The following is a 13,208-nucleotide window of genomic DNA, read 5'->3' on the forward strand; positions in this document are numbered from 1 at the left end:
CCATTTCTTGTGGGTGTCTTTTGCCATGAAAAACAATATATTTCTTTATCCAATAAATGTAAGTTAATTCTGTATTTTCACTGTAATGTAAAAATTTTATTTTTAATGCAACACGATCTAATAATTTCATAAAATGCACGTTTACCCGGTAATCAGCGTAAATTAATGCATTCGTGCAAATATATCCGCCCATAACTGGATATATGTGCATACATTAAATCCCTACTTTGTAAGAAATCAATGACTTATGCTAAAATTCATGATTTCTAAGTGCATTAAAATACGCAAATATCGCGTTATACAGCATTAATGCACATATATTAAATTGTTATGCAATACGGGAGAGTGCGTTGAAATTAATACTTTCATTTCTATTGTTTATTGTTTCAAGTTCAACTTACGCAATAGGTTCAAGGGAAATCACCAGAGAAAACATTAATGAATTTGGTGCTAATTTGGAAATAAAGTATGTAAAGTTTAATGAGTGCTTTGATGTTTTGGCCTCTTTTTCAAGCAAGATAACTTTTAAGGAACTAGGCCAGCGAGAGATTTGGGGAGCTTCATATGAAAGAACTAATAGTAATCTGGGGTGGCAATTAGCTTCTAAAGGCACCCGAATTAAGGTGCCACTCATTGGGAAAGATGATCATCATGATCTTGGCTCTGTTTGTTTAAATCAGCAAGATCTCGAATCTGGCTACATTACAGTTGTCTATGGAGGCCCTCAAGGTTCTCCCCCTATGGTTCTAGTGTTCAAACTAAATGAATATAAGCAGTAAAATGCATAACAAAAGTGTCATGCCGAAGCCAAACCTTCGCTCCGTTTCGCCCCTGGCCTGCGGCCATTATAGGGGCTACACTGCGCTCCCGGTTTGGCTCGGCATACACTGGCGTTAGGGCACCACATAGAAAATGAAAGACATTAACGAGACAATCCACGAAGCCCTATGGAGTGACCACGACAGCGAAGCTGAGTTTCCAAATCAAACTCCGCTACTCGCACACTATACATCTATCACCAACTTTGACTGCATAGTTAATGGTGATGAGCTGTGGTTTTCTAACCCGCTGAATATGAACGATTCAGATGAGCTGATTTTTGGAATGAGTCAGGGCTCTGCTGAGTTTAAAAAGAACGAGGCCTTGATCAGAGCTTGCGGAAGCGAAACGGTGTTTGCTCGGTTAATGGATATATTTGATTATCACTTTAACCACTTCGATAAAAATCATGTTCTTGATACTTATATTTCGTGTTTTTCTCAGCATAGTGATGATGATTTCGATGGGTCTCTATCTATGTGGAGAGGGTACGGTGCTGACGGGAACGGGATTTCATTTGTTATAGATACAAAAAAAATAGAGCCTAATGAAGAATCACCAATAATTCTCGCGCCGGTAAACTATGCCACGAATGAAGACCGTATTTCATGGATAAATCAACGAATAAACCAGCTGGCAGATTTGCTGAATGATATCGAAAAGTCGGAAGAAGTTCTAAATTCCATAGCATGGAATTGGATTGAAAGACTTAAAGTATTTTCACTATTTACAAAACACAGAGGGTTTCAAGAAGAAAAGGAATGGAGGTTTGTATATCTTAGTGATCGAGATTCTAAGGCACACTATCCTCCAATGTTCGGCTACCATATATCGAATAAGGGGGTTGAACCAAAATTAAAATTGAAGCTAGGTCAAATACCCAGTAGTAATGTACCTCTCACACTTGAATCATTGATTGATAGGGTTATTTTGGGCCCTACTGCATCCTCTGTGCTTTCCATGAGATCTTTGGCTAGAATGCTAGAAATTAAGGGTAAGCATGGGTTAATCGAGAAAGTGCATGCATCATCAATCCCATACCGGCCCTAACAATGCAAATTCAACGGACGGCAAAAAGCACCGCCGCTGATTTGCGGCGTTATGTTTTTAAGGAAGGGCCAAGTTGGAACTACTACCTTTACTCTTAAGATTTTTTGTTTTTATCTATTGTGTTAGACACTTACTAGATAATTGTAAGCCTAGAAAAACAGCACTTATTTATGCCTCTGTATACACAGTTATCAGCGTTTTATATACGGCATTTGTAGGTTCAATTTCTGCGTCTTCTTTTGTAATAATTACCGTAGGCTTCGTTTTCGATTTCTTATATTCGTATCTATGGTTTTGGTTAATGCATCGTTACAAAGTAAACAAACCTGCTTTCTATTCAATAATTGTTATTGGCATAATCATTAGCTCAGTACTCAAATTCTGGACGGTTAGTCTGCAGTAAATGTACAAAGTAAATAAACACACAAAAACGCTCTCCGCAATATTTGCGGGTGGGCTTAACGTTATGTTTCAAAAAGGATTTTTGCACGGCATGTATGCAGTCATATTTAGAGCAGAAATAAAAGAACTGGATTCGCAGTATTCAGCAATGGCTGAACGCATGAGGAATTTGGCTATAGATGAATATGGTTGTACGGAGTTTACAGCGTGCACAGAAGGAAATTATGAAATAGCAATTTCTTATTGGCCATCTCAAGAGCATATTAAAGCTTGGCATAGTAATCCTGAGCATCAAGAAGCTCAGAAGTTGGGTAAAGAGAAATGGTATAAATCCTATCAGGTACAAGTTACGAAGGTACTTAGGTAATATGCATCATAAACATAACAATTTGATCCAGTTGACGCAGCGGTCTACGCTCCTTTTTGTGCATTCTCTGCGCTCATTGTTGCACAAAAACTCACTACAACCGCTGCGCAACTGAGCAAGGCGTTAGCTGAAGAAATAAATGAATGAACATCAATACTCTATTAAACATTTCAACCTGATGGTTGAATTAGCCTCTAAAATGGCCTCTATTCCAGCTTTAATTTTAGAGCACAGTTATACCTATGAAGCTTTTGGTTCTTGGTGGCTTACTTTAAAAAGATCAGGTAAAACTTTTCGTCTTGTATTCGATGGTAGAGATAACCGTTTATCCATAGAAGAAAGTGCAATAAACTGGCAAGAAAAAGCATCTAAGCAGCTATCCTCAAATAATGATGTTTTGGTTTTAGATACATGTTTTTCTTTAATTACAGGTTACACCTAACAATTCATTGCAGTAGACTAGCGGTAAAAGTGCCCGCAACGGCTTTCCCGTCCATATAGGGGAAGCTGAATCCTAACGTCAAAAAAATTCACCTCAACCTTGAGGATACCCCAACACCGCAATCGCCTGACCAATCTCCTTTAAAATCTCTGGATCATCGATGGTGGCGGGGATGGTGTGTTCGGTGCCGTTGGCCATGGCGCGGATGGTGCCGCGGAGGATTTTGCCGGAGCGGGTTTTCGGCAGGCGTTTGACCACTGCGACTTGTTTGAAGGCAGCCACTGGACCAATTTTTTGGCGCACGGCTTGGATCAGTTCATATGACAAGTCAGCTTGGCTGATGTCGGTGCCGTCTTTGGTCACCACCAAGCCCAAGGGCACTTCGCCTTTCAAAGCACAATTCACCCCCAAAACCGCACATTCTGCAACGGCCTCATGGGCGGCCAACACTTCTTCCATGGCGCCGGTGGAGAGGCGGTGGCCAGCGACATTGATGACATCATCGATGCGACTCATGATGTACAAATAATCATCCTCGTCTTTGTAACCGGCATCGCCGGTGAGGTAATAACCCTCAAAGGCCGAGAGGTAGGAGGCGACAAAACGTTCATCGTCCTGCCACAGGGTGGGCAGGGTGCCGGGTGGTAGGGGCAGTTTAATCACGATGTTACCCATTTCACCTGCAGCGACTTCCTGGCCTTTTGAATCAACCACTTGCACTTTATAGCCTGGTACGGCCTTGGTCGGTGAGCCTGGCTTCACCGGAAAAGCTTCAATACCCAGACAGTTGGCCGCAATCGCCCAACCGGTTTCGGTTTGCCACCAGTGGTCAATCACCGGCACTTGGAGTTGTTGTTGGGCCCATTCAAGGGTGTCAGGGTCGCAACGCTCACCGGCCAAGAACAAGGCTTTGAAATGGCTCAAATCATGTTGGTGCAGCAGCGCAGCTTCAGGGTCTTCTTTGCGGATGGCACGAAAGGCGGTCGGGGCAGTGAACAGGGTTTTGACTTTATGTTCAGCAATGACCCGCCAAAAAGCGCCGGCATCAGGGGTACCAACGGGTTTGCCTTCGTAGATCAGGGTGGTAGAGCCGTTGATCAGGGGTGCATAACAAATGTAGGAGTGACCGACCACCCAACCAACATCAGAGGCGGCCCAAAACACTTCTCCGGGCTTAATGTCATAGATGTTTTGCATGCTCCATTGCATCGCCACAGCATGTCCACCGTTGTCGCGCACCACGCCTTTGGGTTGGCCGGTGGTGCCAGAGGTGTACAATATATACAAAGGATCAGTGGCCGCCACCGGCACACAGGGCGAGGGCATGGCCGATTCCATGGCGGTTACCCAGTCCACGTCTCGACCTGGTTGTAGACCGGCAGTGGCTTGGGGACGCTGTAAAATCAGGCAGTGTCTGGGTTGGTGCGTGGCGATCGCAATGGCTTGATCTAACAGTGGTTTATAGGGAATCACTTTGGCCACTTCGATGCCACAAGAGGCGGATAAAATCGCTTTGGGTTTGGCATCATCAATGCGGGTGGCCAATTCTTTGGCAGCAAAACCACCGAACACCACCGAATGAATGGCGCCGATGCGAGCACAGGCCAGCATGGCGAATATGGCTTCAGGCACCATTGGCATGTAAATGATCACGCGATCGCCTTGAAAGACACCCAAGTCATGCAATACCCCGGCCAAGCGCGAGACTTGGTCTAAGAGTTGTTTGTAGCTGTAGGTGGTTTTTACGCCAGTGACTGGGCTGTCATAGATCACTGCTGCTTGCTCACCGCGGCCTTGTTCGACGTGCCGATCAACGGCGTTGTAACAGGTGTTGAGCTCACCGCCGGTAAACCAGCGGTAGAATGGTTTGTTGCTGTCGTCCAGGACCTGCTGCCAGGGTTTATCCCAGTGAATGTGTTGGGCTGCATCGGCCCAAAATGCTGTTGGGTGGTTGGCGGCTTGTTGAAAAGTGGTGCGGTAGTTGTTACTCATGAGCGCGAAAAGTGTCTGATACATTCATTATGAATGATGTTTTAGCAGCAGGCCATTAGACTTTAGGCGCAGTGATTTATTGCTTGATTCACGGTTTTTTGATGGATCAAACTTTATTCTACCTCAGAGAAACAAAGGTATAAGACCATGAACACATCAGAATTATCCACAGATAATAATCAAGAAACCAACCAAGAAACGAAGCAAGCCAACCCAGAGAAAAGGCATCAAGTCCTCAACTCGGCATTGGTCATTGTGACCATGACACTGGTATTTGGTGCCTTGAGTTATGCTTTGATCCAAATCAACAACGCCGTCTTTCAGTTGTCGGTTTCAGAAAGCCTGTGGTGTGGTTTAGCCATGGCCCTGGCCACCGGTTTTTATTTGATACAACGAGCCAGAAAGCAAACTGATAACAAGCTGAAAAGTTGAAAAACAAGGTGCCTGTGTGACACAAGCACCTTAAAAGAAGGTCGTTTATTTGCCTTTAAACTCAGCTTGTCGTTTTTCCAAGAAAGCTGAAGTGCCTTCGTTTTTATCCTCAGAGGCACAGCATATGCCGAAAGCTTTCACTTCATAATCCAAAGCATCAGGCAGGGCGCATTCGAGCCCTTTATTAATGGCATCAATGGTCATGCTGATGGCAATTGGAGCGGACTGAGCCAGTTGTTGTGCCACTTTTTCTACCGAAGGCATCAATTCACCTTGTGATACCACCCAGTTGGCCAAGCCAATTTGTTCGGCTTTGTGGGCTGAAACCATGTCGCCCAACAAGTTCATTTCCATTGATTTACCTTTGCCAACCAAACGCGTCAGTCTTTGGGTGCCACCAAACCCAGGAATCACACCCAGTTTGATCTCTGGCTGACCGAATTTGGCGTTGTCTGAGGCGATTCTCAAATGACAAGCCATGGCCAATTCACAACCACCGCCCAAAGCAAATCCATTGACCGCTGCAATCACTGGTTTGCCGCAGTTTTCAATGTTGTTGAATACCGATTGACCATAGCTGGCAAACTTCATGCCGGTCATGGCATCTGTGGTGGCCAGTTCTGATATATCGGCACCTGCAACAAAAGCTTTTTCACCGGCACCGGTGATGATGATCACGGCAGTCTCATCATCGTCTTTGGCGTGGTCGATGATGGCATTGAGTTCTTTCAAGGTGGCTTGATTCAGGGCGTTGAGTTTATCGGGTCGATTGATGGTGATGGTAAGGACTTTGTTGTTCAATTCAGATAATACGTTGGTCATGATTCAGGTGTCGGTTTAAGGAGTGGAAATTATAGCAACAAAACCCAACTGGTCTCAATCTATTAGGATAACGTTAAATCAATCAAATTGACGGCCAATCAGGGTGTTTTTTTGAACTTATTAATGCCTTGCGTGTCTTGTTTAACTCCGTATGCTGGCGTACAATACGCCGCTGCAAAGCGACTTGGTTGATTCGATCTGAGATTTTCAGGTGTACAAGCGCTATTTTTTTGGCAGTTGTGATTCGACTTATTGAGATGGACACTGACTGCTCACAAAACACTTAAATTTGTTAAGAGGTTACGAATGAAGAAATTATTTACATTGATGTTTTTGGCAACAGCTGTAACTGCCATGGCACAAAACCAACAAGAAGTTCCTAAAAGTGCCGACATTCAATTTGATAAAGCGGCTGCTTCCTATGCCATCGGTTACCGCATGGGTTTACAAGCTGCCGGTCGTGAAGGCAGTGAGTTTGAGTTAGACATCGAACAAGCAGTGAAAGGTTTGAGAGAGGCGGCCACCAAACAGGAGCCTTCAATCACTCGTGAAGCCATGAGCGAAGCTTACGGTAAATACCAACAAAAACTTCAGTTATTCCAACGCGAAGAATACCTTGAATTGGCCGATAAGAACCAAAAACGCAGTGATGAATTCTTGGCGCAAAACCGCAGCAAAACCGGCATCAAAGAATTGGCCTCTGGCATCCAGTACCGCGTCATTGAATCGGGCAGCGGCAGAAACGCCACCTTGGATGACACTGTACAAGTTCACTACAGCGGCAAATTGATTGGTACTGAAGTGTTCGATAACTACCAAGAGTTTGACAGTACTTATAAAAACGGTCAACCTGTCGATATGGATATGACTAAAATCGGTTTGGCTGGTTGGAGAGAAATTGTACCCATGATGAAAAAAGGTGACAAATGGCAAGTATTCCTGCCACCTGAAATGGGCTATGGCGTTCAAGGACAAGGTCCGATCGGTCCTAATGAAGTTTTGGTTTTTGATGTGCATTTACTTGAAATCAAATAAGCCTTAACCCAGCATATAATGAAAGAGGCAAGTTAAAGACTTGCCTTTTTTAGTTTGTAGCCATGCAGAAATTCACTCAACAAATCAAACCACACCTCAATCAAAATCTGATTGATGAAGATTTGTGGTTGGGTGCATCGGGTGACATGGAGCGGGCTGCTGCGGTGTTTTTTCCGTTTTACTGGAAACATGAAGAGCCTTGGGTGTTGTTGACCAAACGCAATGAACAACTCAAGCACCATTCAGGTCAAGTCAGCTTTCCTGGTGGTGCACATGAACCACAAGATAAAAACATCAAGCACACGGCCTTGCGAGAAACCTTTGAAGAAATTGGTGTGGCACGTCAGCACATTGAGCTGTGGGGTTTTTTGGATGGATTGCCTTCTATCAGTGGCTTTCACGTCACACCCTTTGTCGGTGAAATCAAAGACGTGAGTGAATTGGTGATTGATCACAATGAGGTGGATAAAGCTTTTGGTGTGCCTTTTAGTTTTTTCCAAGACCATAAAAACCGTACCAAACACCATGTGAAGACCCCTTGGGGCAAAAAACATTATTATGTTTTTGAATATAAAAAAGACGTGATTTGGGGTTTAACAGCCCAAATCATTGTACAATTAGTAGACAGAATGAACGAAGAAAACTATGAGCGGTAAAGTATTTATCAGAACCCACGGCTGTCAGATGAATGAGTATGATTCTGACAAAATGCAAGACGTACTTTTGAAGTCACACGGCTTGAGCATCACCGATGTTGAAGAAGAGGCCGATGTGATTTTAATCAACACCTGTTCGATTCGTGAGAAAGCCCAAGAAAAAGTGTTCTCACAGCTGGGCCGCTGGCGCAAAATCAAAGAAAATAACCCTGATGTGATCATTGGTGTGGGCGGTTGTGTGGCCTCACAAGAAGGTGATGCCATCATCAAACGCGCGCCATATGTGGATTTGGTGTTCGGTCCACAGACCATCCACCGTTTGCCTGAATTACTGAACGCCAGAAACGAGCAACAACAACCTCAGGTGGACATCTCGTTTCCAGAAATTGAAAAATTTGATAACTTACCCGAACCTCGAAAAGAGGGCCCTTCGGCCTTTGTGTCAATCATGGAAGGGTGCAGTAAGTACTGTTCTTTCTGTGTGGTGCCCTACACCCGTGGTGAGGAAGTGTCACGTCCAATGGATGGCATTTTGGCTGAGATCATGAAACTGGCCGAACAAGGCGTCAAAGAAGTCAACCTATTGGGCCAAAACGTCAATGCCTACCGCGGCTTATCGCACGAGGGTGAGGTTGTTGACTTGGCTTTGTTGATTCATTATGTGGCGGCGATTGATGGCATTGAGCGCATCCGCTTCACCACTTCACACCCGGTAGAATTCACTGACGGTTTAATCGAAGCTTACCGCGATGTGCCAGAATTGGCGAATTACCTGCATCTACCGGTGCAGAGTGGTTCAGATCGCATTTTATCGATGATGAAGCGTGGCCACACCGCACTGGAATACAAACAAACCATACGTAAATTACGTGAGGTCAGACCCGACATCAGCTTGTCATCAGATTTTATTGTTGGTTTTCCTGGTGAAACGAAAAAAGATTTCGAAGACACCATGAAGTTAATCACTGACATTGGTTTTGATCAGTGTTTCAGCTTCATTTACTCGGCACGTCCAGGCACACCGGCTTCATCCATGCCTGACTTGGTCTCGATGGATGAGAAAAAAGCCCGTCTACAACATTTACAAAGTACCATCAATGACATGGCGGCAAAAATCAGCCAAGATATGGTGGGCAGCACGCAGAAAATTCTGGTTGAGGGCACATCAAAGTGGTCAGATGAAGAACTTTCTGGTAAAACAGAGAACAACCGGGTGGTCAATTTTGCTGGCCCCCAAAGATTGATCGGTGAAATGGTCGACGTGGTCATCACCGAAGCATTAAGAAACTCTTTAAGAGGTCGCGTACTGATTGATGAAAAATGAAGCCAAGGCAGAAACAATGAACGCAACAGGAAAAGCAGCAGTTCGTAACATGGAATTTACCGATGTCAACAACGGCAGTCTGGTTAACCTCTATGGACAACAAGACATTCACCTTAAATTACTGGCAGAACATACCGAGACTGACATCCATGCCCGCGGCCATAATTTTCAAATCAAAGGTGAAGAGGGTAACGTCAATCAGGCCGCAAAAATGCTGCATCTGCTGGTCAAAGAGGCACGCAAAGAAGCCCTGAATCCTGAGATTGTACATGTCATCTTGGCCGGTAATGCCAGCAAACCTGACTACGAACCGCAAGAAGTTGCAATCAAAACCAAAGCCGGTGTCATCACCGGGCGTTCTGATAACCAAAAAGAATACCTGCACAATATCGTCACCCATGACATTAATTTCGGTATTGGTCCAGCGGGAACAGGTAAAACCTATTTGGCGGTGGCTTGTGCTGTTGAAGCGTTTTTGACTGATCGAGTCAGGCGTTTGGTGTTGGTCAGACCTGCTGTGGAAGCGGGTGAACGTTTGGGTTTCCTTCCAGGTGATTTAAGTGAGAAGGTAGATCCTTATCTGCGTCCTTTGTACGATGCCTTGTATGACATGTTAGGGCACAACAAAGTCGAAAAGATGCTGGAAAAAAACGAAATTGAAGTGGCACCTTTGGCATTCATGCGCGGCCGGACGTTGAATGATGCTTATGTGATTTTAGATGAAGCTCAGAACACCACGGTTGAACAAATGAAGATGTTTTTGACTCGTACTGGCTTTAATACTACGGTGGTGGTCACAGGTGACATCACGCAGATTGATTTACGTCCCGGCGAAAAATCTGGTTTGAAACATGCCATGGAAATCTTGCAAGACATCAAAGGCATCAGTTTCAGTTGGTTCAAATCAAAAGACGTGGTCAGACATAACTTGGTGCAGAAAATTGTTGATGCTTATGACAAGCAAAAGCCCAAATCTCAGTCTTAATCATCGTGCTGAACCAGCGGACTGAATGATCCAAATTGAGCTGATCAACGAAGGCCAATTAAATGCCCCCGCAGCAGCCGAATTCGAGCAATGGCTGGCGCCACTTTCAGCGAAACTACAAGCCACAGGTGAAGTCTGTATCAAAATCATTGATGCCGATGAAAGCCAGTACTTGAATCAAACCTACCGTGGTAAAGACCGGCCTACCAATGTGCTTTCTTTCCCCTCAGAAATTCCAGACTTTGTCGACTCCGATCACTTGGGAGACTTGGCCATCTGTATGCCGATTGTCACAACTGAAGCAGAACAACAAAACAAACCTCTGAAACACCATTGGGCGCACATGATGATCCATGGCGTACTGCATTTATTGGGTTATGACCACATTGAAGAAGATGAGGCCGATGAGATGGAAGCGCTGGAGGTTGAGATATTGGCACATTTGGAGATTCCTAACCCCTATCAATAACTGAAGCTTAAGAGGTTTATCAAAATATGTCTCATCCCAAAAAAGACAACCACCCGGAAACGGATAGGGTGAGGCTTCTTGAGCCCAGTTTTTCACTGTATCTATGGGTGGGTGTGGTGGTGTTTATGGTTTGGGTGATTTTAATAGCAACTGTCATTCCATCTGGGTATGTCATTCCTGTTGTCATTGTTTTATCGGTAGCGCCCTCGGTAGCCGTCAAGCCAGTGGCACATTTGATTGCTAAAATTGCTGAGCAGAAAAAAGCCCGTCCTGGACTTTGGTTTAAAGCAGATGCAGAAAGGGAAAAAAGGCGTTATGGGCCCTTACGTGCACATCGTTTGTTTGGTCACAAAATTGGTACTAAGAAAAAGTGGACAGATAAGCCAAAATAAACTTTTGAACTTGTAACTATGCTCCTGCAAGGAAATGCATGGCTTAAAACTTAGTTAACACAACCTAATGACGGCATCTAGATTGCTTTTAATGAACATTGATCGGTGGTGATGAGCTAGCAAGATCATGTTATTGAACCCATGGAAAAATCTGCTGCTACAATACCCCATTATTCAATTCATTTTAAGCCATGCGCGGAAATCCCATACCTGAATCTAACGAAGCCGAAAACTGGGGCGTCTTGAAGCGATTGGTACCTTACCTCACTGAATTCAAATGGCGGGTTATTCTGGCTTTGTTGTTCCTGGTGGGGGCGAAATTAGCCACCACGGGCATGCCCTTTATGGTCAAAGGCATTGTTGATCAATTAGGTGCAAAAGAAAACACCGACACCAGTGCGTGGTTATTGGCCCCGGTGGGCTTGGTTTTCGTCTATGGTGCGTTGCGTTTTGCCAATGTGCTGTTTGGAGAAATTCGAGATACTTTATTTGGCCGGGTGACTGAAAGGGCCATGCGTCGGGTCGCGCATGAAGTGTTTGTGCATTTGCATCAATTGGATTTGGCTTATCATTTGAACCGCAAAACAGGTGCCGTTTCGCGCGACATTGAGCGCGGTGTCAGTGGTATCAGCTTTTTACTGCGATTTATGGTGTTCAGTATCTTACCGGCCTTGATAGAAATCCTGTTGGTGGTGGGAATTTTGTTGTTTCAGTATGGCTGGTCTTTCGGCTTGACCACTTTTGTTGCAATTGTTGTTTATATCTTTTACTCAATGAAAGTCACCAATTGGCGGCGGGCTTTTCTCAGGGAAGCCAACACCGCAGATTCAGCCAGTTCCTCTCGTGCGATTGACAGCCTGCTGAATTATGAGACGGTCAAGTACTACACCAACGAAAGTTTTGAGGCCGATCGCTATGATGTCAATCTGCAGCAATTAGAGCAAGCCAAACGAAAGAACCGCTTGTCACTATTTGTGCTCAATGGTGGCCAAGCCTTGATCATCAGTCTATCAATGACAGCCATGATGCTGCTGGCGGTGTTGGGCGTGCAAGATGGACAGATGAGTGTCGGTGATTTTGTCCTGGTCAATGCCTTTATGATGCAATTATTCATACCGCTGGGTTCACTCGGTTTTGTTTATCGTGAAATTAAGACTTCAATGATTAACATCGAGCAACTGTTCAATATCTTGGATGTCCCGCCTCAAATCACCGATGTACCGGATGCTGCAGCATTGCAGATTAGCTCGGGTCAAATAACATTCAGTGATGTGTCGTTCCATTACCGCCAAGATCGCGAAATCATCAGCAAGCTGAACTTGAACATTGAAGCAGGACAAACTGTGGCCGTGGTTGGTCCCAGTGGCTCAGGAAAGTCGACATTGGTCAAATTGTTGTTTCGTTTTTATGACCCGACTTCAGGGGCCATCAGTATTGATGATCAGAACCTCAAGGCGGTGACTCAAAATTCGTTACGCAAAGCGATTGGTATTGTGCCGCAAGAAACGGTACTGTTTAATGACTCTATTTGGGAGAACATCCGTTACGGCTGTCCTGAAGCCAGTGATGAGGCCGTAGAGAAAGCCATCAGCATGGCGTACTTGGATGATTTTATCAAGCAACTGCCTGATGGCACTGAGACCCAAGTCGGTGAACGCGGTTTGAAGTTATCAGGTGGTGAGAAACAACGCGTGGCCATTGCCAGAACTATTCTGAAAAAACCACCTATCATGGTCTTTGATGAGGCCACTTCATCGCTGGATAGCCACGCTGAAAGGATGATATTGGATGCCATTTCCGAACTCTCCAAAAACACCACCAGCTTAGTCATAGCACACCGATTATCGACCGTTGTTAACGCCGATAAAATCTGCGTGTTGGTGCAAGGCGCATTGGCAGAACAGGGCACCCATCAAGAGCTGCTCAAACTCGGTGGTGTTTATGCCAGTTTGTGGGCAGCACAACAAGAGGAAGAGGACACAAGCTTTTAAAACCGCTGCTGCCAGAACACTTGGTTTTTT

Annotated in this window: 15 protein-coding genes; 12 read left to right on the top strand and 3 right to left on the bottom strand. The window is 44.8% G+C overall.

Annotated features, from left to right (window positions below):
• The coding region (locus QNI24_RS15470) for a phage integrase N-terminal SAM-like domain-containing protein (RefSeq protein WP_430539211.1) at window positions 1-211 on the bottom strand (211 nt) is incomplete at its 3' end.
• 139 nt (window positions 212-350) lie between these two features.
• Between QNI24_RS15470 and QNI24_RS09890 the strand changes: the two genes are divergently transcribed.
• The 4 genes from QNI24_RS09890 (at window position 351) to QNI24_RS09905 (ending at window position 3,080) form a co-directional block, all read left to right on the top strand.
• Entirely contained in the window at window positions 351-779 is a 429-nt protein-coding gene (locus QNI24_RS09890; protein WP_267176882.1) for a hypothetical protein, read from the top strand.
• Window positions 780-912: 133 nt separating this feature from the next.
• Complete coding sequence (locus QNI24_RS09895; RefSeq protein WP_267176883.1) at window positions 913-1,869, top strand: DUF2971 domain-containing protein; 957 nt, start codon at window positions 913-915, stop codon at window positions 1,867-1,869.
• 403 nt (window positions 1,870-2,272) lie between these two features.
• A complete protein-coding gene (locus tag QNI24_RS09900) occupies window positions 2,273-2,638 on the top strand; it encodes an antibiotic biosynthesis monooxygenase family protein (protein WP_267176884.1) in 366 nt (121 codons plus the stop codon).
• A gap of 139 nt (window positions 2,639-2,777) precedes the next feature.
• Window positions 2,778-3,080, top strand: a complete 303-nt coding sequence (locus QNI24_RS09905) for a hypothetical protein (protein WP_267176885.1) — start codon at window positions 2,778-2,780, stop codon at window positions 3,078-3,080.
• Between the two features lie 93 nt (window positions 3,081-3,173).
• Here QNI24_RS09905 and QNI24_RS09910 read toward each other — a convergent pair whose 3' ends face one another.
• Window positions 3,174-5,072, bottom strand: a complete 1,899-nt coding sequence (locus QNI24_RS09910; RefSeq protein WP_267176886.1) for a propionyl-CoA synthetase — start codon at window positions 5,070-5,072, stop codon at window positions 3,174-3,176.
• A 147-nt stretch (window positions 5,073-5,219) separates the two neighbouring features.
• Here QNI24_RS09910 and QNI24_RS09915 point away from each other — a divergent pair, with 147 nt between their 5' ends.
• Entirely contained in the window at window positions 5,220-5,504 is a 285-nt protein-coding gene (locus QNI24_RS09915) for a hypothetical protein (protein ID WP_267176887.1), read from the top strand.
• 45 nt (window positions 5,505-5,549) lie between these two features.
• On the opposite strand, the gene QNI24_RS09920 is transcribed toward QNI24_RS09915, so the two are convergent.
• Window positions 5,550-6,326, bottom strand: a complete 777-nt coding sequence (locus QNI24_RS09920) for an enoyl-CoA hydratase/isomerase family protein (protein WP_267176888.1) — start codon at window positions 6,324-6,326, stop codon at window positions 5,550-5,552.
• A 306-nt stretch (window positions 6,327-6,632) separates the two neighbouring features.
• Between QNI24_RS09920 and QNI24_RS09925 the strand changes: the two genes are divergently transcribed.
• From QNI24_RS09925 to QNI24_RS09955, 7 genes are all read left to right on the top strand, one after another.
• Entirely contained in the window at window positions 6,633-7,361 is a 729-nt protein-coding gene (locus tag QNI24_RS09925; protein ID WP_267176889.1) for an FKBP-type peptidyl-prolyl cis-trans isomerase, read from the top strand.
• A gap of 62 nt (window positions 7,362-7,423) precedes the next feature.
• Window positions 7,424-8,017 carry an NUDIX hydrolase gene (locus QNI24_RS09930; protein ID WP_267176890.1) on the top strand — a complete coding sequence of 198 codons (594 nt, stop codon included), beginning with the start codon at window positions 7,424-7,426 and terminating at the stop codon, window positions 8,015-8,017.
• Window positions 8,007-9,341 (top strand): tRNA (N6-isopentenyl adenosine(37)-C2)-methylthiotransferase MiaB, encoded by a 1,335-nt coding sequence (gene miaB / locus QNI24_RS09935; protein WP_267176891.1) that lies wholly within the window; start codon window positions 8,007-8,009, stop codon window positions 9,339-9,341. Before QNI24_RS09930 ends, miaB begins: the two co-directional genes overlap by 11 nt.
• Before the next feature lie 16 nt (window positions 9,342-9,357).
• Window positions 9,358-10,326, top strand: a complete 969-nt coding sequence (locus tag QNI24_RS09940; RefSeq protein WP_267176892.1) for a PhoH family protein — start codon at window positions 9,358-9,360, stop codon at window positions 10,324-10,326.
• A gap of 25 nt (window positions 10,327-10,351) precedes the next feature.
• A complete protein-coding gene (gene ybeY, locus QNI24_RS09945) occupies window positions 10,352-10,795 on the top strand; it encodes an rRNA maturation RNase YbeY (protein ID WP_267176893.1) in 444 nt (147 codons plus the stop codon).
• Between the two features lie 26 nt (window positions 10,796-10,821).
• Entirely contained in the window at window positions 10,822-11,187 is a 366-nt protein-coding gene (locus QNI24_RS09950) for a hypothetical protein (protein WP_267176894.1), read from the top strand.
• A gap of 191 nt (window positions 11,188-11,378) precedes the next feature.
• Complete coding sequence (locus QNI24_RS09955) at window positions 11,379-13,178, top strand: ABCB family ABC transporter ATP-binding protein/permease (RefSeq protein ID WP_267176895.1); 1,800 nt, start codon at window positions 11,379-11,381, stop codon at window positions 13,176-13,178.
• The last annotated feature ends 30 nt before the right edge of the window (window positions 13,179-13,208 follow it).

It is taken from the genome of Marinicella marina (assembly GCF_030065545.1).
In the GTDB taxonomy this organism is placed as follows: Bacteria; Pseudomonadota; Gammaproteobacteria; order Xanthomonadales; family Marinicellaceae; genus Marinicella; species Marinicella marina.

Coding starts and splice junctions, on each gene's coding strand:
- QNI24_RS09895 (WP_267176883.1), top strand. CDS start 913: ATGAAAGACATTAACGAGACAATCCACGAAGCCCTATGGAGTGACCAC.
- QNI24_RS09900 (WP_267176884.1), top strand. CDS start 2,273: ATGTACAAAGTAAATAAACACACAAAAACGCTCTCCGCAATATTTGCG.
- QNI24_RS09905 (WP_267176885.1), top strand. CDS start 2,778: ATGAATGAACATCAATACTCTATTAAACATTTCAACCTGATGGTTGAA.
- QNI24_RS09910 (WP_267176886.1), bottom strand. CDS start 5,072: ATGAGTAACAACTACCGCACCACTTTTCAACAAGCCGCCAACCACCCA.
- QNI24_RS09915 (WP_267176887.1), top strand. CDS start 5,220: ATGAACACATCAGAATTATCCACAGATAATAATCAAGAAACCAACCAA.
- QNI24_RS09920 (WP_267176888.1), bottom strand. CDS start 6,326: ATGACCAACGTATTATCTGAATTGAACAACAAAGTCCTTACCATCACC.
- QNI24_RS09925 (WP_267176889.1), top strand. CDS start 6,633: ATGAAGAAATTATTTACATTGATGTTTTTGGCAACAGCTGTAACTGCC.
- QNI24_RS09930 (WP_267176890.1), top strand. CDS start 7,424: ATGCAGAAATTCACTCAACAAATCAAACCACACCTCAATCAAAATCTG.
- miaB (WP_267176891.1), top strand. CDS start 8,007: ATGAGCGGTAAAGTATTTATCAGAACCCACGGCTGTCAGATGAATGAG.
- QNI24_RS09940 (WP_267176892.1), top strand. CDS start 9,358: ATGAACGCAACAGGAAAAGCAGCAGTTCGTAACATGGAATTTACCGAT.
- ybeY (WP_267176893.1), top strand. CDS start 10,352: ATGATCCAAATTGAGCTGATCAACGAAGGCCAATTAAATGCCCCCGCA.
- QNI24_RS09950 (WP_267176894.1), top strand. CDS start 10,822: ATGTCTCATCCCAAAAAAGACAACCACCCGGAAACGGATAGGGTGAGG.
- QNI24_RS09955 (WP_267176895.1), top strand. CDS start 11,379: ATGCGCGGAAATCCCATACCTGAATCTAACGAAGCCGAAAACTGGGGC.